We start from the raw sequence: 20,585 nt of genomic DNA, 5'->3' as shown, positions 1-20,585 counted from the left end.
TATTCGTGGGATTACTGGATAAATCCATTTTCTGTTAGTAAGTGCTGAACTGGAATGTCATGAGGTTCTACTGGTACGTTATCTGATAACTGCATCGTACTTAAAAGAGAAACCGTCTGACTATTATAGTCGAAAAGAAATCGGTCATAATAACCTCCTCCAAATCCGATTCGATAACCGCGTTCATCATATACAATTCCTGGTACGAGTAATAAATCAATTTGTTCTTTTGTTGTTTTATTCTGATCATTAGGTTTTGGTTCTAATAGATTATAATACACACTTTCAAGCTCATTAAAGCTATGTAGTCTGTAAAATACAAGCTCTTTATCATTCGGAAAGCACTTTGGAACAACAATACTCTTCCCTTGCCTCCAACCTTCTTCAATAATTAACTGTGTATCCCATTCAAATCCTTTGGAAATAGTAATCCCAATAGTATTAGAATTCTTCCAAAGGCTGGAGTTAAGGAGATTAGAGCGTAATTGTTCTTCAATTGCTTTTCTTTCATTTATAGGTAAAGCCTTCAGCTTGGTTATCATATTTTCACGCAACGTCCTTTTTTTCATTTAGTACCCTCCCCTAGTGCCTTAATCGAAAAAAAGCCTGCTCTAACCTAATGGTAAAAGCAAGCTCTTAATCTGTGAATAATTATTTTGTTTCACGATGTAAAGTATGTTTTTTAAGACGTGGGCAATATTTCATAAGCTCGATACGCTCAGGATTTGTACGCTTATTTTTTGTCGTAATGTAATTACGATCTCCTGTTTCAGTACAAGCTAAAGTGATGTTTACGCGCATGTTTTTCCCTCCAAACTATATAAACTAGCGATAAACGCATCTAATAGTTCTTTTCAGACTTATATATAATATCAAATGTTTGGAAATCAATCAAGATGGTTTGGAAAAAATTTATGGTTTTCTAGTTATGATTTGTATGATATAACTAGTAATGTATATTGAAATGGAGGTAGAATTATGATTTTTGCAGGTTTAACCATACTTATTATTGCTATTGCTTTATTTGTTCTATCATTTTTCCTCAATGATAGATTCGAAAAGATTGAAAGTGAAATAGAGCAATTGTCAATATCAACTATGCAAGACACGTATCAATTGAAGAAAAAAGTAAAAATTCTAGAAGAAGAATTACTAACCGAAGATTTTTCAGCAAATGAATAATCTTAAGAAATAAAATTTGTTAAAGTAAGGTGGAAAACCATGAAGCAACCAATACGTGCATTTGCCGTAGGTCTATTTACTGCTGCTGTCGTCATGCTAATCGTAAATTACTTTACGGAAAGCTCTGACATTGATCTTTCTGAGATGCCAGTGGAAGACGTCGTTAATGAAATGAAAGAAAAGGGCTATCGTGTACTTACTGAATCCGAATACATTTCCATGTCTATGAATGGAACGGAAGAAGGTACAGAAAAACCTGCAGAGGATACAGAAAATCAAGAAGCTGATAATACAGAAGAAGATTCAACAGCTACTGAGAAAGAAACAGAAAAAACTGAAACTGAACAAACAGAAACTGAAGAGAATACTTCAGAAAATGCAACTAAGGAAGAAAGTCAAACCGAGGAAACAGCGAAATCGTATACATTAACGATTGAATCTGGAATGCCATCTTCTGCTATAAGTGATGAGCTTGAAGCAAATGGCATTATTGATGATGCCGCAGCATTTATTGCTTATTTAGAGGACGAAGGCTATGCGTTAAGAATACAGCTTGGAGATTTTACCGTATCAAGTGATATGAGTTATTACGAGATTGCGGAGGCATTAACGAAATAATATTATTAATTATTTTTTGCGTGAGTAGTTATTTCTACTCACTTTTTTATCATACAAAGAGGAAGCATCGGTGCTAACCTTTGCTTCCTCTTTGTATGGTTTAATCGTTTAAATCAACTATCTCGCCTTTAACTAAGAATAAAATACTTTCCCCTATATTCGTAATATGATCGGCAAATCTTTCAATATAGCGTGCGCTAAAGGCTATTTGCATGACATATTGAATCTGATCTGGATTTGTTGCCGTTTCACTTAAGAGTTCTGTTACTACTTGTTTATACAGCTTATCCACCTTATCATCCATTTTCGCGAGCTTATGCGCAACTGATATATCTTCGTGTTGAAAAGCACTAATGGCTGTTTCCAACATGACTAATGCCATATCACGCATTAACTTTAGATCTTGCGGAACTTCTGTTAAGTAATTATCCCCTAATCGTGTAGCTGATTTCGCAATATTCTTTGCATTATCCCCCATACGCTCAATATCGGTAACTACTCTTAGCGCTATAATTAATCTTCGCAAGTCTGTTGCGACTGGTTGTTGCTTTGCGATTAATAATATGGTTTTATCATTAATGGAAGCTTCTTCTTTATCAATTAATTTATCATCGTTGACAACCTGTCTTGCTAAATCCATATCCTGATTAAAAAGCGCATCAATCGACCTTCTTAATGCTTGATCCGTACGCTTCGCTAATTCAATAATATCATTATTAAGCTCTTCCATTTCGGTATGAAACTGTTCACGACTCGGCATTTAATCGCTCCCCTATTAAAATAAGTAACTATACCTATATCGTAATGCTTCTATATGAAGCTTGTATTAACTTAATGTAAAGTTACTGTAAATCATCCAAGAAAAAACACCTAGTACCGGGGAATTCCGATAACTAGGTGTTTCATTAGTCTTCATCCTATTCATCTGCCTGTTCTTGTTCTTTCTCAGATTCTTCTTCAGCATTATTTTCCGCTTTTGCTCGTTCTTCTTTTAATGTATAGTATGCATCCATAATTCGCTTTGTAATATTATGGTTAATGGATGAATTTGTTTCTGAATCTAAATATGGCACAATTACAGACATTGCAATTTCAGGATTGTCATATGGAGCATAAGCAATCATTGTTAAATTAACTGTTTCTATCTTTTTACCATCAATATACACTTCACTCTCTGCAGTACCTGTTTTACCAGCTGCATTAAAATCAGTGTCTCTAAAATAATTATAAGCCGTTCCACCAGGCTCTTGATATACTTGACGAAATCCTTCCTGTACGCGCTCAATATACTCTTCATCCATAATTATTTTATTCAGTACAGTTGTGTTAACGGTACGATAAATAGATCCTAGCTTCCCCTCTTCAGGAGTTGGGTTTCGAGCTTCCTTCAAAAAATGTGGTTGAACCCGGTAACCTCCATTGGCAATAGTAGATGCATATTGCACTAATTGCATAGCAGTAAAGGTATCATACTGACCAATTGCATAGTCCATTAGTAAACCAGGTCCAGTATCATTACCAGGGTAACCTATAGATTCGTATGGATAATCAACTCCGGTATTCACACCAAGGCCGAATTGATTGAAATAAAATCGCATTTCCTGAAACGCAGCTGGGTCAAAAGAAACACTCTTTTCCCGCTGATAATTATATTCTCCACCCATTTTCATCGCAATGTAAAACATATAAACGTTGGATGATTGGCGTAATGCATCTAAGTCATTAACCCATCCCAAATTCTTCCAAGAGGATTTTTCGGGTGTGCCTGCAATTTTAATTGGTGTATCATATTCTCGATGTCCAGGACTAATGATACCAGCATCATAAGCAGCTAATACCGTTGCTCCCTTCACCGTAGAACCTGGGCGATGGGCGTCATAAAGTGTTTTGTACGACGTATCAGTTATCTCAGTTTGGTCCTCATTAAAGCTTTGACCACCTACAGCAAGTAATTCCCCTGTATTTGGATCCATAACGACTGCCATCGCATCACGCAGATGATTATTTTGACCACCCTTTGTGGCTGCTTCAAGCTCACTTTTAAGAATTTCATCTACCTTCTGTTGAAATTCCATATCAATGGTTAAAACGATGTCCTTCCCACTCTCGCCAGGAACGACTACTTCTGAATCTTGAATTACACCACTTTTATCCATTGTATATTGAACCTGCTCTTTACGACCTCGAAGTAAATCCTCATACTGCTGTTCTAAACCGGTCTTCCCAACACGGTCATTTCTGCTGTAACCTTTCGCTAAATAAAAATCAATATTTTCAGCTGGAACGCCTTCCTTCTCAGTAGTCACATTCCCAATTATATTTTGAAAGGTCCCGTCATAAGGATATTCCCGAACCCAATCTGTGGTAGCATTTATTCCTGGTAAGTCAGCAAGATGCTCCGCCACTCTAGCATATTCTTCAGGAGTCACATTTTCATTTTTGACAACCTGAGGTGCTAAAGCATAAGCACGGTCAAGTTCCTTTTTAATCAAGATGATTTCAAAGTCTTGCTCGGTAAAGTTACTAATTTCTTCTTCTGTAATTCGATCAAGGATTGTCTTATATTGTTCAGCAGTTTCCATGTCAGCTGCTTCTTCTGTTGACAATCTTTCTTTCGCTTCCTCCTCATGAAGAATATACCAATACTCTTTTTTATCACGTGTTGTTATAGAATTCAACTGTTTTTCACGATCAGACTCATCAGGCTTAAACATATCTATATATTCAGCCAGTTTTACCGCAACATCTAGGCGTTCATCTGCTTGTACACCCTTTTGTGGTGTATAGGTGATCGCATACATCGCTTTATTTTGTGCAATAATATTGTAGTTTCGATCATAAATTTCCCCACGCGGAACCGGAATCTTTGTTGTATCCTGTGTTGTTTGGTCAATTTGTTCTTGAAATTCTTCACCTCTTAATATCTGAACAACTCCAAGCTGCAGAATTAACACAGCAAATAATAAAAAGACAACAAAGAATAATATATTTAAACGGAAGGGAAGCTGAGCCTTTTTCTTTTGATTCTTCTTTTTCATTTCTCTCCCCCAAAACATTCTATTTTATACGTACATTATAGCATTTATTTTCGAGGTAGACTAAATCTTTTAACGATTATTTTCATCTGTCACTTGATCTTTTACCATAACTTCCTTTTTATTGGATGTGGTCAAGAAAATATTTCGTACAAAAAAATAGATAAACAAATGCATAGCCCCAAAGATCACTAATAACACTGGGATAATTTGATCAGGATTAAAGTAAGTAATACCCATAATAAATACAATAATGGATGTGACTCGTCCAATGTTTAAATATACCTCGCGTACAACAATGTATTCAATTCTGAGCTCACCAGCTTTCCATGCACGTCCAATAACATCATATGTCATGGAAATATAAGGCACATTTATTATAGGATATGCCATTCCGATAATAATACCGTAGATGATTAACGTCGTATAGCTTGCATGGGATAAAATAATGAATAAGGAGAGGTACAGCATTAAGCTTCCTATTAGGATTGCTTTCTTACGCTTTGATGGCTTAATTAGTCTTGTTGCCAGAAAATAAAAAACAAAAGAAAACCCTGAAAAATATAGATTAAAGGTTCCTAACGATAGTTCACTTTTCGTAACGATATAAACCCATATCGTAATGACAAACAAGAAAATCCCTTCTCGAAGTCCTTGAAAAATATGTGCATTTAGTATTCGATTCCAGTTCTTGTTGTTTTTCCTCTCTTGCACCACACGTTTGAAATAGTAAACACCTTCGGCTGGGCGTCGTTTCAAAAAGAAGCTACTACCTACTGCACAAATAAATAAGATAAAAGAAACAGTAAAGATTGTGCTGTAACCAATATTCTCAGGCAGCTTTGAAATAATGAAGCCTGCAGAGAAGGGTCCAATCATTCCACCAAACGATTGTAAAACGCCTAGAAAACCATTAAAAAAGTCTCTTGTATCGGGCTCTGTTATTTCAAAGGTTAATACATTGAATGCTAGCCAATAAAAGCCGTATCCGATTCCAAGCAGGCTTCCAAGAATAAAATTATATGTTGCAGCATTTTCTCCGATTAATAATACCGTTAAAAAAAATAGCGACAAAAAAATGACTCCTAACCGTAATACAATGACACGGTCCACTTTTTTCGCTATCTTCCCAGCAAATATAAAGGTAATCGGTTGAAATACAAAGACAGCTAAGTTGTAAATCGCTATGGTGTAATAATTTCCATCTGCTTGCTTCCATAAGTATATATTTACAAATGTATTGGATAAATAGATTCCTAATGAATATAAACCACCTATTACTAATAATAGGATTAAATCTCGATTAATTTCAGTTTTTCCAATTACGTATTGCAATGTTTTACGCATATTGAATTGCCCCTTTTCTCTCTTTCCTTAGTGTAAGCAATTCAAATTTAGATATACAAAAAGAAAAAACACGAGTATATCAACTCGTGTTTTTCATACGATATTATTTAGCTGCATTATAGTTCTTTGCAACTTCATCCCAGTTTACAACATTCCAGAATGCAGAAACGTAATCAGGACGCTTGTTTTGATAATTTAAGTAGTATGCATGCTCCCATACATCAAGACCAAGTAATGGTGTTTTACCTTCCATTAAAGGTGAATCTTGGTTTGGAGTGCTTGTTACTTCAAGCTCACCGTTATTTAGCACTAACCATGCCCAACCTGAGCCAAAACGAGTTTTAGCTGCAGTTTCAAACTGTTCTTTAAATTTATCAAAGCTACCAAATTTAGCGTTAAGTTTGTCTGCTAATTCTCCAGTCGGCTCTCCGCCACCATTAGGTGAAAGAACATTCCAGAATAAGCTGTGGTTTACATGTCCACCACCATTATTTCTTACCGCTGTGCGGATATTTTCAGGAACTGCATCAAGATTGCTCACTAGATCCTCTAGTGATTTCCCTTGAAGGTCTGCATGTCCTTCTAGAGCAGCATTTAAGTTTGTAACATACGTGTTATGATGCTTTGTATGATGGATGTTCATTGTTTCTTTGTCGATAGTCGGCTCTATTGCATCATATGCATATGGTAATTCAGGTAATTCAAATTTTGCCATAACGAACTCCTCCTTCAAAAATCTAAATAGTATAAGGATATAATACCCTTCACATGAAAGATTATCAGAGGTTACCAGTTCTTGCAAATTTTTTGCCTTAACATGAAATAGATACATATAAACGCATAAAAAAAACAAGCTATCGCTTGTACATAGATGGTGGCTCGGGACGGAATCGAACCGCCGACACATGGATTTTCAGTCCATTGCTCTACCGACTGAGCTACCGAGCCAAATATTAAAATGTGACGACAATGCATCATGTAACATACTATGTTATGTATAAATGGAGGAGGTAGAGGGATTCGAACCCCCGCGCGGTTTGACCCGCCTGTCGGTTTTCAAGACCGATCCCTTCAGCCAGACTTGGGTATACCTCCGAGTTTTAAAATGGTGGACCCTGCAGGACTCGAACCTGCGACCGATCGGTTATGAGCCGATAGCTCTAACCAACTGAGCTAAGGGTCCTTATTCATATGGGGCGACCGGTGGGAATCGAACCCACGAGTGCCGGAGCCACAATCCGGTGCGTTAACCACTTCGCCACGGCCGCCATGATGTTTAAATTATAATGTAAATGGTAGCGGCGGAGGGAGTCGAACCCACGACCTCACGGGTATGAACCGTACGCTCTCGCCAGCTGAGCTACGCCGCCATTTTAAAGTTGGCTCCACAGGTAGGATTCGAACCTACGACCGATCGGTTAACAGCCGATTGCTCTACCACTGAGCTACTGTGGAATAATGGTATTTTACCACCAATTATGATTTATTTAACCCCTGCATCTTCTTGCAAATTCAATGATGCGTATGCTTCGGGGTTACTCGTAGTAAACTCGGTAGATGTTTTGCTCGTTGCTCTACCACTGAGCTACTGTGGAATCATGATTGTTGATTCGTTAATAGTTGCTATTCAACTTCTCTATCAGCATCTATTTTTTTAGTGGCACGAGATATAATTTAACATATCCGTAAACTCATGTCAACATTTATTTTTACATAATATGATGTTATGTATCAAAAACGACAATATTTACTATAGCATCTTTACATACATATTTCAACAAAAAAATTACTTCCTCAAAAAAAAAAGAGGGGAAATCCCCCCTTCTCATTATTGATCACCTAACACAGCTTCCGCAATATTCACAGCATGGTCACCAATTCGCTCTAAATTCGAAATAATATCAACAAACACAATACCAGCTGACACGCTGCATTGGCCTTCATTCATGCGAATAATATGCTTTTTACGATAGCTACGTTCCATTTTATCAATTTGATCCTCTTTTTGCATCACAGCAAGGGCTTCTTCACGATCGCCCTTATCTAAAGCACCAATAGCCTGCTTAACGGTCGACATCGTTAAATCAAACATATTATTTAGATCTTCTTGGGCTTGCTCTGTAATAACAACCTTATTCGAAATTTTATAATCGATTAATTCGATAATATTCTCAAAGTGGTCACCAATTCGCTCAATATCACGAACGGTATCCATCAGAACGGTGTGTTTTGCACTTTCAAATTCGGATAAGGATCCACCAGATATATCAATTAAATAATCCGTAATACTTCTGTCTAGACTATTAAGTGCTCCTTCTATCTGCATAGCCAGATCCGAATGCTTAGTTTGGTTTGTTGTTAAATAAAGGTTTGTTTCTTCCATCCCCTGATAAGCGTATTCGCCCATACGAATAATTTCAGCTTTTGCTTGATCTAGTGCAAGTGCTGAAGACTGTTGAATAAAGATTGGGTCTAAATGCTTTGGCTTATATTCAATGGTTGTATCCTTACCAGGAATAAGTCTTGTAACAATCCAAGCCAATGCACCAATAAATGGAAATTGGATAATCGTGTTCAAAATATTAAAGCTACCATGTGCAAATGCAATGGTCATCTCTTCATTTAACATAAACTGCTCTTGCAAGAACATGACATATCTGGTAAATAAGTTTAATAATAGCAAGAATATCGTTGTTCCTACTAGGTTAAAGATAACATGAACTGCTGCAGCACGACGAGCCGCTACTGTTGCACCTAAAGATGCTAGAACAGCCGTAATCGTTGTTCCTATATTATCACCAAATAATACTGGTAGTGCTGCCTTTATATCGATTGCACCTTCCGAGAATAACCCTTGTAGTATTCCTATCGTAGCACTTGAGCTCTGTACAATTACAGTAAACAATGTACCAATAACAACACCAAGAATTGGACTTTCACTCATATTTAGCGTTAATTCATGAAACGCCTCTAATGATCGTAATGGTTTCATTCCACTACTCATTAATTCTAATCCGAAGAATAGAGAACCAAAGCCAAAAACTGTTTGACCAATGGCTGTAACTTTTTGATTTTTAAAGAAGAAAATTAGAAAAGCACCAACTGCTAGAATTGGTAATGCATACTCCCCGACGTCAATACCGATGATGAAAGCAGTAACTGTTGTACCAATATTTGCTCCCATAATAACACCGATAGCTTGTCTTAATGTCATAAATCCAGCATTCACTAGACCCACGGTTAGTACCGTTGTTCCTGAGCTACTTTGAATTAGAATGGTAACAATCATACCAGCTAATACACCTAGGAATGGGTTACTTGTAAAGCGATCTAAAATATCTCTTAGTCGATCACCAGCAGATTTTTGCAATCCTTCTCCCATATACTTAATACCTAGAAGGAATATACCTAATCCCCCGATAAACTCAAAAATCAGTGCTTGAACATCTATTTCCAATGAAAAGTCCGCCCCTTCTCGTATTGTTTATGTATTTTTTCCACACCTATACCATTATTGTAGAATTATGTCCTTTTGTAAAGGATTTATAAAAATATTTACATTAAATTTACAAACTAAACTGTGTCACATCTCTTTCTATTAGTAAATTCCCAAATACATACTTGTCATTCATTCTTTTTATTGTCCTTATATTTTTTCTACAAAAAAATAATTTCTAGAAAGAGATTCTAGAAATTATTTCCTTGTTTATTTAATTGTATCCACTAAAATTCTTGTTCCATCCACTTGAACAATTGTAACCTTCGTTCCCTTTTCGATCCATTGTCCATTTGAAACTGCACTATAATCCTTCGCCCCGACACGTATCGTGCCAACTGGCCGCATATCATTTAGGGTAACAGCTTCCATATTTAATAGCGCACGGTACTCTTCGTTTAACGAATTATAACCAGCTTCACTTGTTAACTGATCCTTTAGGGTAATTTTATTCCACATCTCTCGTCGTTTAAACACTTTTAAAAATAACAGCGAGCTTCCAGTTCCAAGTAATACCCCTAGAACCGCATACATTCCAGAAGCAAAGCTAGGTGCAGGCAAAGCAACCGCCGCTAACATACTTGCAGTACCAATAGTTGCGAGCGTACCATCATTTAAAACCTTTCCATCAATAATGATGAGAACAATACCAATAAAATATATAGCGAGCATAAGAATAAGGGAGTCCGTCTCTAAATATACTGAAAAGTAAATAGTAATAAATCCTATTCCTAATAATGCAAATATACCTCGCATATTCACGAGTACTTCACCGATTAAAAATAATGTACCTAACCCTGTAATAACTAAGGCAATCCATTCTTGAGAAAAAATTTCCATTCTCTTTCTCCCTTTCCATGTGTTCTATTTACTTATACGAATGACAATAACAAATGGTTTCATTAAGAAGGTGTTATGATGAGAAAATTTCTTATTACTATTCTAAGTATACTATTTATTATTAGTGTCTATAAAGACTTAAACTCAGGCACACCAACTGAGGGAGGTGACCAAACTCATACTGACCAGCAACTAGAAAGGGTTCCATTTGACGTGATAAAGGTAAAAATCACAACAGGTGATACAGTATTGTCTGTAGTAGAAAAAATTAATCCGAGCATGGAACAATTTCAAATGGAACAAATTGAAAAAGATTTTTCCTCTCTTAATCCTCATATTGATCCTACTCATATCAAAGCGAATCATTTTTATTTTTTTCCAAAATATAACCAAAAGTAAAGAGGCTGGTCAATACCAGCCTCTTTATCTATACAAATGGTAATATAAACAGTGTAATCAAAATGGAGATAGCACCAGCAGCGATGGCAATATTACCAAGTGTATTAGCATCACGATTTCTAGCAATGAAACCTACAATAATCCCCGCTCCACCTAACAGAATTGGCGCCCAGAAGAATGAGGCAATTGATAGTGCAAGCGCTATCCAGCCCATAGCCGTATTGGCTTGCTCCGTATCCCCTTCAAATGCTGCACTTCTTCTGTAATCGTCAGCAGTTAACTCTGCAGCCGTTTCTTCATCACGATTACTATAGATCCCTTCAATTCCATCTGTATGCTGAAAGGTTGATGCCGTATAATCCTCTTCACCGTGCTTTGGAGCATCTTCAACGTTATTCGTTCGATTTCTATCGTCCACAAATGTACCTCCTTCTTTTATGATGAGGTGCATCTTTAGTTTATGACGTATTAGCTTTTCTATAATGTTACTATTTACCATTTGAGTTAAACCACTATCTGTATGGTTATTAACAAAAATTTCTTGTAAACAAGTTGAATAAAACGAACGGGGTGCATATAGTGATTTTAAGAGGAGTTGTTAGAATGTCATTCTTTATTAAACAATTAATTCTAAATAAAATGAGGCAATTATCGCCTGAGGAAGTGCTCGAATACGGAAAGAAATATGGTTTTTCAATCTCTAGGCAACAAGCACAGGATATCGCAAGCTATGTTAGGAGAAATAATATTAATCCTTTTGATAAGAGAGAAAGGAAAAAAATGTTTAATGATTTAAGTCAAATTACTAATCCAGAAACTGCTAATAAAGCCAATCAGCTTTTTCATGAATTGATAAAATCATATGGGTTAGAGCACTTATTTGAATAAAGGAACCTGTTTTATGAACAGATTCCTTTTTATTATCCCATATAATATTATTGATTTACAATTTTATCTTTTAATTCCATATCAAAGGATCCATTTTGTATCATATCAATTTCAAATTTATACGGTGCCTTTTTATTCTTCTTATCCTCACCAACATATGGTGTTTCTAATATTTTTGGAAGCTGAGCGAGCTGTGGATGATTAATGATATAGTGTAGTGCTTCAAACCCAATGTGGCCAAATCCAATATTTTCATGTCTGTCTTTATGCGCACCACATTCATTCTTACTATCGTTTACGTGGACGACTTTAATACGATCAACACCTACAATTTTATCAAATTCTTCAAGAACTCCGTCAAAGTTATTGACAATATCATAACCCGCATCATGTATATGACAAGTGTCCATACAAACAGATAACTTATCATTTAGCGTGACACCATCAATTATTTTTGCAATTTCGTCAAAGGTTCTTCCAATTTCAGAGCCTTTTCCTGCCATTGTTTCTAACGCAATTTGGACATCCATATCTTTTTCTAATACTTCATTTAAACCTTCTATAATTTTCTTAATTCCATCCTCTGGACCTGCTCCAACGTGAGCCCCAGGATGCAACACAATTTGTTTTGCACCGATTGCTGATGTACGTTCTATCTCATTCCGCAAGAAATTGACTCCTAATTCAAAGGTTTCTGGCTTGGTTGTGTTTCCAATATTAATAATATATGGAGCATGCACAACGATATCAGCAATGCCGTTATCTGCCATATGCTTTAACCCTTCAGCAATATTAAGTTCATCGATCGGTTTTCTTCTCGTGTTTTGAGGGGCACCTGTATAAATCATAAACGTATTTGCACCATAAGATACGGCTTCTTCACTTGATGCCAATAGCATTTTCTTCCCACTCATTGATACATGTGATCCTATTTTTAACATAGTTATACCTCTCCCGAATTGTATTATTTCTTTCTATAATTTGTTTTCTTTTTCAGTTTCCTTTTATTCGATTCTTGCTGCTGCTTCATTTTTTTCTTATATCCCGGTTTTACTTTCTTTGGTTTTCGCACCTGTTTCCATGCTTCTTTTTCAATATCAGTCGATGTTTTGGTACGAAGGCTTCGTTCATTCCATGACTTTGCATCCTTCCACTGGCCATTTCGAACATCATAGAATACAAATTGCAAACCCTTTTGCTCCAGCTTCTGAATTAATTTTAAGTCTTCTTCCCTATATAAACTAACAGCAGTGCCCTCCATACCAGCCCTAGCAGTTCTTCCTACACGGTGAACATAAAATTCTTCCTCTTTCGGTAGCTGGGCATTGATCACATGGCTGACACCTTTAATATCAATTCCTCTTGAAGCTAAGTCCGTTGCAACAATATATTGATATCTTAGATTTTGTATTTCCTTTAATACACGTTTTCGTTCACGAGGTGTTAAGCCACCATGAATGATTCCGACGTTCAATCCTTTTTCAATCAAGCTTGCATGAAGCTTGTTTGCATTCTCTTTTCCATTAGTAAAAATGATTGCTAAATAAGGATTAATGGCCTTTGAAATGTCAAAGATAACTTCATCTTCTTCTCGATGCTTGACTGCAATAAGTCGATGCTCCATTGTTTCGGGTGATAATTCATTCGCAATTTTTACATGCAAAGGATTCTCTAAATATTTCTTAAAGAAGTGTTCCAAACGTTGAGGAATTGTAGCAGAAAACACCATTAATTGAATATCTTTTTTACAGCGAATTAAGAGCTGATCAACTTCATCAATAAAACCTAAATCAAGCATCAAATCCGCCTCATCAATGACAAATGATTCCGCAGAATAGATTGTAATAGCTTCTTCTTTTACTAAATCTAATATCCGACCAGGCGTACCAATAATAAAATGTGGAGGCTCTTTCAATTTTTCCATCATTTTTTGTTTATCCGTCCCGCCAACTAACAGCTTTGCTTTCCAAACCTGTTCTTTATCTGCAAGCTTAATGATTTTCTTAGCTTCATTATATATCTGTGTAGCAAGTTCTCGGGTTGGTGCTGTAATGATATACTGTACTTCTTTTCGTTCTTCTTTCAATTGACTAAATAAAGGCAGCAGAAATGCATGTGTTTTTCCTGAACCAGTATGGGATTGACCGATTACACTTTTCCCCTTTTGAATAGCAGGAATTACCTCTTGCTGAATTTCAGTTGGTTGTGTGAACCCTAACTTATCAATTACTTCATTCATGATCGTTGTAAACGAAAATGAGTTAAATGTATTCTTCATGAAACTTCTCCTTACTAGTGAAACCCAATAAATTTTGGGCTTACACTATCTGTATTGGAATGGATCTGTATTAGATTGTGAAACAATAACTTCAATTGTAGAATCCGAAACAAATCCATCACGAATTTTTTCTTCTAGGTATTTCTTTGTTCCTTCTTTCATTGTCTTTTCTATATAATGCCCGGCATCAATGATGGAAATCCCCATCTCCATTGCTTCTTGCGCCTGATGGAATGTCAAATCGCCAGTCACGTAAACATCTGCTTTTTTTAATAGTGCTGGATAAATGTACTTTTCTCCACTTCCACCTAATATTGCTACACGATTCACTTTCTTAGATAAATTCCCAATTACACGCACGTGTTGCACATCGAGTGATTTCTTTGCTTTTAACACAAACTCATCTAAGGTCACAGGTTCAGACAACTTACCAATTCGCCCAAGCCCATATTTTTTCCCTTCGTTTTGTAATGGGATTACATCGTAAGCTACTTCTTCATAGGGATGTGCAGCCTTCATTACTTGGACTACCTCGGAAACCAGGCTAGCTTGTACAATCGTTTCCACTTTAAATTCAGCAACTTTCTCTAATTTATGTTTCTCTCCAATAAATGGAGTTGTTCCATCTAGAGGTTTAAATGTACCCGTTCCCTCTGACTGAAATGTACAATGACTATAGTTTCCAATGTGTCCCGCCCCTTGCGATGACAGCGCATCAAGCACAGGATCTAATTGTGTTTCTGGGACATATACTACAATTTTAAATAATGAATCTTGATTGGTTTCGACAAGAATTTCGCGTTCTTTTATTTCTAGTAAATCAGCTAACATATCGTTAACACCACCCTCTGCAACATCCAGGTTGGTGTGAGCTGCATATACTGTAATATCATGTTGAATCAGCTTCCGTATTACCTTACCACGCCAATCATCAAGATTCAATTGCTTCACTGGTTTAAATAACATTGGATGGTGAGCAACTATTAGATCAACTTCCTTCTCAATTGCTTCATCCACTACGGATTCCAATACATCTAATGTAATCATAATTTTTTTAACTGGTTTATTATAGGAACCCACTTGTAGACCTACATTATCCCAATCATAGGCAAAGGACTTTGGTGCCCATTTTTCAATTATTTTGAAGATATCTGAATTAATCGTGGTTTTTACCATCACCTAAAACCTCCTCTATCCAAGCAAGCTGTTTTTCAAAATGACTAATTTTCAGCTCGTCTTGAATTTTAGCGTTTTTCATTTGGTTTATGACCCGGATTAACTTTTCCTTTTCAGAGGTCCACTTTTCACAAAAAAGCTCATTTTTTTCTTTTCCTAGAATAGGACCAAATAATAAATCTTTTTCGGTAAGATGATTAATTTTATCTGTTCCTTTCTTCCCAACAATAATTTCATATGTATGTCCATTCTCTTCTAGTATAACTTCATCCTGTATCTCATAGTCATGAAGTGTCAGCCAATGTCGGACATTTTTTTCATCAACATTCGGCTGGGCAATGATTAGTTCCACCTTACTTAGCTTGTCCTTTCCTTCTTCTAGAATTGAACGAATTAAGGAACCACCCATCCCCGCAATAACAACCTGCTCTACCTCATCGTGTTTTAACACAGACAATCCATTTCCTAGTCTTACATCAATAAGATGGTTAAGCTGATATTTTTCAACTGTATCTTGTGCACTAGAAAACGGCCCTTCATTCACTTCACCCGCAATTGCTCTTGCTGTCTGGTCATTTTGACAAACATAGCACGGTAAATAGGCATGATCGGACCCTATATCTGCAAAATTGGAGCCTTGTGGTAAAAAAGAAGCAACGTTCAACAACCGCTCAGATAGCTTTATTTGCTCAGACATTAGAAACCTCCATCAAAAACATTGAATATATAAAAGAAAAGCTTTCTGAAAAATAGCAGAAAGCTTACGTTAAAACAATTTATTTTTTCTCACTTAACCATTCAGAAATAATGGTAACTTCACTATCAGAAAGATGCGATTGCGCTGGCATTTGTCCTTGACCAGTTTTTAACACATTTGCGATTTCATCTGCTGATAATTCTGCACCAATGGTTTGAAGATTTGGACCAAAATCACCTGATAAGTCAGCACCATGACAGCTTACACAGCTAGACTCGTAAATTTCTTCAGGATCTTCCATTGTTTCGCCTTCTTCAGCTTGACCATGATCTTCGCCTTCTGTAAGTTCAGTGCGTTGCCCTATCCCAACAAATGAGATTACAATAACGGCTAATATCCCAATAATAGCAATTAGAGCGTAAGGGATTAGTGGGTTTCGTTTCATTGTATTTCCTCCTTATGTATCCCCGGAATTTAATATATTCCACATAGCTATCTATATTTTATATTAAAATGTAGCTAGTTAAAAGAAAAAAGATGTGAAAAGTTTACGAACAATACGATAATCAGTGCTAATACGCTTGCAATCTTAAGGTATTTCAAATGTAGACTACGTCCTAATAGGTACCAACCTACGAAATTTAGTAGTATTACTAGCACGGTAAATAACTGGTTTAGATCAACCGTAGTTGATAAAAAATCTGATGTAATTAATATCATAGCTAGAAAAATAATAATAGCGAGATGCCTATAAACGTTTTTACGTTTATTATATAGTAGAAATATCCATGTTGCATATCCAATAAATGCTAACAAGATACCGAGTTGCAAAATGGAATTAAATTGAGTAAAATAAACTACAAGAAATGAAAACGGTACCATCATTACTAAAAGAAACAATTGTATATATAAGATTGAATTCTTTGGAGCTTTTCTTTTCGTTACTTCTCCATTACCTTGTGTATAAAGAGCTAATAGAAAGTCACACTGTACTTCAGGAAGTAATTTATGCTCCTTCCAATATTGTATTTCTTTAATAATGGTAGCTATTCGATCATCTGCCAACTTTATCACCCCAATGCAGATAAAAGCTATAAGCTAATAAAAAAGATAAGGAAAGTCATTGCTCTTGTATCGTGACCAATGACTCACCTAAATTAATCTAAAAAGTCTTTTAAACGTTTACTACGACTAGGGTGTCTAAGTTTACGAAGTGCTTTTGCCTCAATTTGTCGAATTCTTTCTCGAGTTACGCCAAACACTTTTCCAACCTCTTCTAAGGTGCGTGTACGGCCATCATCGAGACCAAATCGTAATCGTAGTACATTTTCTTCTCGATCAGTTAACGTATCTAATACATCCTCTAATTGCTCTTTAAGTAATTCATAAGCAGCATGATCAGAAGGAGAGATTGCTTCCTGATCCTCAATGAAATCACCTAAATGAGAATCATCCTCTTCACCAATAGGTGTTTCTAAAGATACAGGCTCTTGAGCAATTTTTAATATTTCACGTACTTTATCAGGCGTTAAATCCATTTCTTCACCAATTTCTTCTGGTGTAGGTTCACGACCTAAATCCTGAAGTAACTGTCTCTGTACACGTATTAGCTTATTGATCGTTTCCACCATATGAACCGGGATACGAATAGTTCTAGCTTGGTCTGCAATCGCACGTGTTATCGCTTGTCGAATCCACCACGTTGCATACGTACTAAATTTAAATCCTTTTCGATAGTCAAATTTCTCTACTGCTTTTATTAGACCCATATTCCCTTCTTGAATGAGGTCTAAAAATAACATTCCCCTACCTACATAACGCTTCGCAATGCTTACCACCAATCGTAAGTTCGCTTCTGCAAGTCGTTTCTTTGCTTCTTCATCCCCTTGCTCGATGCGCGTAGCAAGGTCAATTTCTTCTGTTGCAGATAGTAAATCGACTCGACCTATTTCTTTTAAGTACATTCTTACAGGGTCATTAATCTTAATCCCTAGTGGGACACTTAAATCGTTTAAATCAAATTCTTCTTCTTTTTCAATCTCTTTCATTTTAGGGTCATCATCTGATTCACCAATAACATCTATCCCCTGGTCACCAAGATGTTCATAAAATTCATCCATTTGGTCAGGTTCAATTACAAAGTTTGATAATCGATCGGCAATTTCCTCGTAAGCAAGTACACCACGTTTCTTTCCAATCTCAATAAGCTGTTCCTTAGCTTGTGCAAGTGTTAACTCCGGCTCATTCTCTTTTGTTTGTGAAGGTTTATTATCAGCCATGAGTCCCCCTCCTTCCATACTACTTAAAATCAATTTAAATGCTTTAATTGTTTTTGTAATTCAATAATTTTTAATGCAATCTGAGCTGCTTTGATAGGATCTTGTTGTTGCTCTGCTATTTTTTGTTCAGCTTTTAACTGTTTTAAATCGAGTCCAGTACTATTCTCGCTACGAATAATTCGTAAATAATCACGAACCTCTTTATCACTAATATCACTATGAGTAGCAGTCATCGCAAGTTGTATGACGATTTTTCGCAAATTCTCATCAGTTATTCGATCAATAAATAAGCTTACATCCTCCTGATGTCCTTCTTCATAATAAGCATATAAATGTGTTGCTATAATCTTATGCTCATCAATATTAAAAGAAGCACCAATTTCTTCCTGGACTTTATCAGCAATTGTTCGGTTCTGAATCATATATGCTAATAGATTTCGTTCTGCATTATGAAAAGCTGGTAATAATTTACCACTTGACTTTTGTACCTTATTAGTATATCTGTCTTTTGGCCTCTTATCCTTATCAACACCTGTTTTTTGCCGATAATGCTGAATTTCACTTGACAAGGTATCAATTGAAATATCAAATTCTGTGCTTAATTCTTTCACATAGAATTCTCTTTCAATAGAACTTTCTATATTCGCAAGCTCCATCAGTACCTGTTCAAGGTATCGTATACGGTCACCTTCAAGACTTAAATTATAGTCTTTTTTAAGGTAGCGCATATAGAAGCTTATAAACGTATCGCTTGCATCAATTACTTCTTTCTTAAATGCTTCACCACCATATTTCTTAATATAGCTGTCTGGATCTAATCCATCTTTTATATGAGCGATTTTCACCTGACAACCTACTTGTTGGAGAATTTTAGATGCTTTGTACGTTGCTTCTACACCTGCATTATCACCGTCATAACAAATGATAACCGTATCTACATATCGTTTTAATAATTTCGCTTGTAACTCTGTCAATGCAGTTCCCATTGTAGCAACTACATTTTGCACCCCAGATTGATAAGCAGATATGACATCCATGTACCCTTCAAATAATATCGCTTCACTGGTTTTACGAATATGCTTTTTTGCTAAATCAAAGTTATAAAGTAATTTCCCTTTCTGAAATAGCTCCGTTTCAGGACTGTTTAAATATTTTGGTTCTTGGTCCTGTATTGCCCTCGCCCCAAACGCAATGGTTTTCCCTAGATGATTTCGAATAGGATAGATAACTCTCCCTCTAAACCGATCTGTTACAGAGCCATCTTCTTGGTTACGAGACAACAGTCCAAATTTCACTAACAACTGTTGATGAAAGCCTTTCTTTTCTAAGAAAGTTGCCGTGAAATCTTTTGTGTTGGGAGCAAATCCAAGCTGAAACGTATCAATGGCTTCATCTGTTATTCCTCTTTCCTTCAGATATTGATAGCCTGCCTTACCATCCTTTGTAAAACGTATCAAATGATGGTATAGTTTCGTTAACCATTCATGTGCAGATAGAACTTGTTGATTTTCTTGTGACAAAGAAGTTTCTCTTTGGATGGTATTCGTTGGCAATTCAATATCAGATCGGTCTGCTAGGAATTTAATTGCTTCATAAAACGAAAAACTTTCCATTTCCATTAAAAAGGTCACAACATTTCCACCTTTACCACAACCAAAGCAGTGGAAAATCTGCTTCTCTTGTGTAACTGAAAATGAAGGTGTGTTTTCTCCATGAAACGGACAAAGCCCAAAATAGTTTCTTCCTTGTTTTTTTAGTTGAACGTATTCGCCAATAACGTCAACAATATCATTGGAACTACGAATTTGTTCAATTAATTCCTCAGGTATTTGGTTTGACATGAAAACCACCATGCTTATAAATTTTTAAGGACCATTCCATAATATAGTATAGATTCGATATCCACTTAATAAAATCCTTCATATTTCGACAAGTTTTTTGATAAAGTCGAAAAAAATTCCTTCTATTAAGTAAAAGTATCTTAGAAGGATATAGAAGTAAACATAATGAAGAATAATCTTTTTTTGTAAAATCGTTCTTACAATTTATGAATAGACTATTTATGTATAAAATAAACATTTTTATTTAGTCTAATAATACTATTCTACAAAAAGTTTCGGATTCCTTCTTAATTATGAATGTTTTATTTTTCAGAATATCCATTAAATGTGTCTATACTAGTCTATACAATATCTTCTATTTTTACACAAAAATTTATTATAATACATTTCATGAAAAATTACTATTATAATATTAAAAAAAAGCTTGTTTTATTATAAAAAAATTTTTCTATGTGAAAGTAACCGTATGAAAGGAGCATTTCTTCCTATTCAGAAGAGGAATGCTCCTT

Annotated in this window: 21 protein-coding genes and 6 tRNA genes; 4 read left to right on the top strand and 23 right to left on the bottom strand. The window is 35.8% G+C overall.

Going from position 1 to position 20,585, the window contains the following annotated elements; translation table 11 throughout:
* Positions 1 to 11 precede the first annotated feature (11 nt).
* The gene (locus tag ABC228_RS02190; protein ID WP_345823447.1) at positions 12 to 569 is read right to left on the bottom strand and encodes a 5-formyltetrahydrofolate cyclo-ligase; all 558 of its coding nucleotides are present in this window, start codon (positions 567 to 569) and stop codon (positions 12 to 14) included.
* A gap of 82 nt (positions 570 to 651) precedes the next feature.
* Positions 652 to 801, bottom strand: coding sequence for a 50S ribosomal protein L33 (rpmG, locus tag ABC228_RS02185; protein WP_026681152.1), 150 nt, complete (start codon positions 799 to 801; stop codon positions 652 to 654).
* 177 nt (positions 802 to 978) lie between these two features.
* Here rpmG and ABC228_RS02180 point away from each other — a divergent pair, with 177 nt between their 5' ends.
* Positions 979 to 1,182, top strand: a complete 204-nt coding sequence (locus ABC228_RS02180) for a hypothetical protein (protein WP_345823446.1) — start codon at positions 979 to 981, stop codon at positions 1,180 to 1,182.
* A gap of 39 nt (positions 1,183 to 1,221) precedes the next feature.
* A complete protein-coding gene (locus tag ABC228_RS02175; protein ID WP_345823445.1) occupies positions 1,222 to 1,800 on the top strand; it encodes a hypothetical protein in 579 nt (192 codons plus the stop codon).
* A gap of 100 nt (positions 1,801 to 1,900) precedes the next feature.
* Here the strand turns inward: ABC228_RS02175 and phoU are convergent, their stop codons facing one another.
* The 12 genes from phoU to ABC228_RS02115 form a co-directional block, all read right to left on the bottom strand.
* Positions 1,901 to 2,560, bottom strand: a complete 660-nt coding sequence (gene phoU / locus ABC228_RS02170) for a phosphate signaling complex protein PhoU (RefSeq protein ID WP_345823444.1) — start codon at positions 2,558 to 2,560, stop codon at positions 1,901 to 1,903.
* A 157-nt stretch (positions 2,561 to 2,717) separates the two neighbouring features.
* Positions 2,718 to 4,838 carry a peptidoglycan D,D-transpeptidase FtsI family protein gene (locus ABC228_RS02165; protein ID WP_345823443.1) on the bottom strand — a complete coding sequence of 707 codons (2,121 nt, stop codon included), beginning with the start codon at positions 4,836 to 4,838 and terminating at the stop codon, positions 2,718 to 2,720.
* Positions 4,839 to 4,907: 69 nt separating this feature from the next.
* Complete coding sequence (locus ABC228_RS02160; RefSeq protein WP_345823442.1) at positions 4,908 to 6,182, bottom strand: MFS transporter; 1,275 nt, start codon at positions 6,180 to 6,182, stop codon at positions 4,908 to 4,910.
* 103 nt (positions 6,183 to 6,285) lie between these two features.
* Complete coding sequence (locus ABC228_RS02155; RefSeq protein ID WP_345823441.1) at positions 6,286 to 6,897, bottom strand: superoxide dismutase; 612 nt, start codon at positions 6,895 to 6,897, stop codon at positions 6,286 to 6,288.
* A gap of 157 nt (positions 6,898 to 7,054) precedes the next feature.
* Positions 7,055 to 7,130: transfer RNA gene (locus ABC228_RS02150), tRNA-Phe, on the bottom strand.
* Positions 7,131 to 7,184: 54 nt separating this feature from the next.
* Positions 7,185 to 7,277, bottom strand: a tRNA-Ser gene (locus tag ABC228_RS02145).
* 11 nt (positions 7,278 to 7,288) lie between these two features.
* Positions 7,289 to 7,365, bottom strand: a tRNA-Ile gene (locus ABC228_RS02140).
* A 9-nt stretch (positions 7,366 to 7,374) separates the two neighbouring features.
* Positions 7,375 to 7,450: transfer RNA gene (locus ABC228_RS02135), tRNA-His, on the bottom strand.
* A 25-nt stretch (positions 7,451 to 7,475) separates the two neighbouring features.
* Positions 7,476 to 7,552, bottom strand: a tRNA-Met gene (locus ABC228_RS02130).
* A gap of 10 nt (positions 7,553 to 7,562) precedes the next feature.
* Positions 7,563 to 7,637: transfer RNA gene (locus ABC228_RS02125), tRNA-Asn, on the bottom strand.
* A 373-nt stretch (positions 7,638 to 8,010) separates the two neighbouring features.
* The gene (locus ABC228_RS02120) at positions 8,011 to 9,639 is read right to left on the bottom strand and encodes a Na/Pi cotransporter family protein (protein WP_345823440.1); all 1,629 of its coding nucleotides are present in this window, start codon (positions 9,637 to 9,639) and stop codon (positions 8,011 to 8,013) included.
* 249 nt (positions 9,640 to 9,888) lie between these two features.
* Positions 9,889 to 10,518: an NfeD family protein gene (locus ABC228_RS02115; protein ID WP_345823439.1), complete on the bottom strand. Its 630-nt coding sequence runs from the start codon at positions 10,516 to 10,518 to the stop codon at positions 9,889 to 9,891.
* A 75-nt stretch (positions 10,519 to 10,593) separates the two neighbouring features.
* Between ABC228_RS02115 and ABC228_RS02110 the strand changes: the two genes are divergently transcribed.
* On the top strand, positions 10,594 to 10,917 hold the full coding sequence (locus ABC228_RS02110; protein WP_345823438.1) for a hypothetical protein: 324 nt from the start codon (positions 10,594 to 10,596) through the stop codon (positions 10,915 to 10,917).
* A gap of 28 nt (positions 10,918 to 10,945) precedes the next feature.
* On the opposite strand, the gene ABC228_RS02105 is transcribed toward ABC228_RS02110, so the two are convergent.
* A complete protein-coding gene (locus ABC228_RS02105) occupies positions 10,946 to 11,335 on the bottom strand; it encodes a hypothetical protein (protein ID WP_345823437.1) in 390 nt (129 codons plus the stop codon).
* A gap of 185 nt (positions 11,336 to 11,520) precedes the next feature.
* Here ABC228_RS02105 and ABC228_RS02100 point away from each other — a divergent pair, with 185 nt between their 5' ends.
* The gene (locus ABC228_RS02100) at positions 11,521 to 11,805 is read left to right on the top strand and encodes a DUF2624 domain-containing protein (RefSeq protein WP_345823436.1); all 285 of its coding nucleotides are present in this window, start codon (positions 11,521 to 11,523) and stop codon (positions 11,803 to 11,805) included.
* A 47-nt stretch (positions 11,806 to 11,852) separates the two neighbouring features.
* Here the strand turns inward: ABC228_RS02100 and ABC228_RS02095 are convergent, their stop codons facing one another.
* The 8 genes from ABC228_RS02095 to dnaG form a co-directional block, all read right to left on the bottom strand.
* Positions 11,853 to 12,746, bottom strand: coding sequence for a deoxyribonuclease IV (locus tag ABC228_RS02095; protein ID WP_345823435.1), 894 nt, complete (start codon positions 12,744 to 12,746; stop codon positions 11,853 to 11,855).
* Between the two features lie 23 nt (positions 12,747 to 12,769).
* On the bottom strand, positions 12,770 to 14,083 hold the full coding sequence (locus ABC228_RS02090; RefSeq protein WP_345823434.1) for a DEAD/DEAH box helicase: 1,314 nt from the start codon (positions 14,081 to 14,083) through the stop codon (positions 12,770 to 12,772).
* 45 nt (positions 14,084 to 14,128) lie between these two features.
* Positions 14,129 to 15,259: a Nif3-like dinuclear metal center hexameric protein gene (locus ABC228_RS02085; RefSeq protein ID WP_345824147.1), complete on the bottom strand. Its 1,131-nt coding sequence runs from the start codon at positions 15,257 to 15,259 to the stop codon at positions 14,129 to 14,131.
* Positions 15,240 to 15,956, bottom strand: a complete 717-nt coding sequence (locus ABC228_RS02080) for a tRNA (adenine(22)-N(1))-methyltransferase (protein ID WP_345823433.1) — start codon at positions 15,954 to 15,956, stop codon at positions 15,240 to 15,242. Before ABC228_RS02080 ends, ABC228_RS02085 begins: the two co-directional genes overlap by 20 nt.
* Before the next feature lie 79 nt (positions 15,957 to 16,035).
* Positions 16,036 to 16,401 carry a cytochrome c550 gene (cccA, locus tag ABC228_RS02075; protein ID WP_345823432.1) on the bottom strand — a complete coding sequence of 122 codons (366 nt, stop codon included), beginning with the start codon at positions 16,399 to 16,401 and terminating at the stop codon, positions 16,036 to 16,038.
* A gap of 74 nt (positions 16,402 to 16,475) precedes the next feature.
* Positions 16,476 to 17,021, bottom strand: coding sequence for a hypothetical protein (locus tag ABC228_RS02070; protein WP_345823431.1), 546 nt, complete (start codon positions 17,019 to 17,021; stop codon positions 16,476 to 16,478).
* 92 nt (positions 17,022 to 17,113) lie between these two features.
* Entirely contained in the window at positions 17,114 to 18,235 is a 1,122-nt protein-coding gene (gene rpoD / locus ABC228_RS02065; protein ID WP_345823430.1) for an RNA polymerase sigma factor RpoD, read from the bottom strand.
* 29 nt (positions 18,236 to 18,264) lie between these two features.
* Complete coding sequence (gene dnaG / locus ABC228_RS02060; protein ID WP_345823429.1) at positions 18,265 to 20,076, bottom strand: DNA primase; 1,812 nt, start codon at positions 20,074 to 20,076, stop codon at positions 18,265 to 18,267.
* Between the last annotated feature and the right edge of the window lie 509 nt (positions 20,077 to 20,585).

This window comes from Ornithinibacillus xuwenensis (assembly GCF_039614845.1).
GTDB lineage: Bacteria > Bacillota > Bacilli > Bacillales > Amphibacillaceae > Ornithinibacillus > Ornithinibacillus xuwenensis.
Note: the sequence above shows the minus strand (reverse complement) of the source record. Positions and strands in the feature narration are given on the sequence as shown.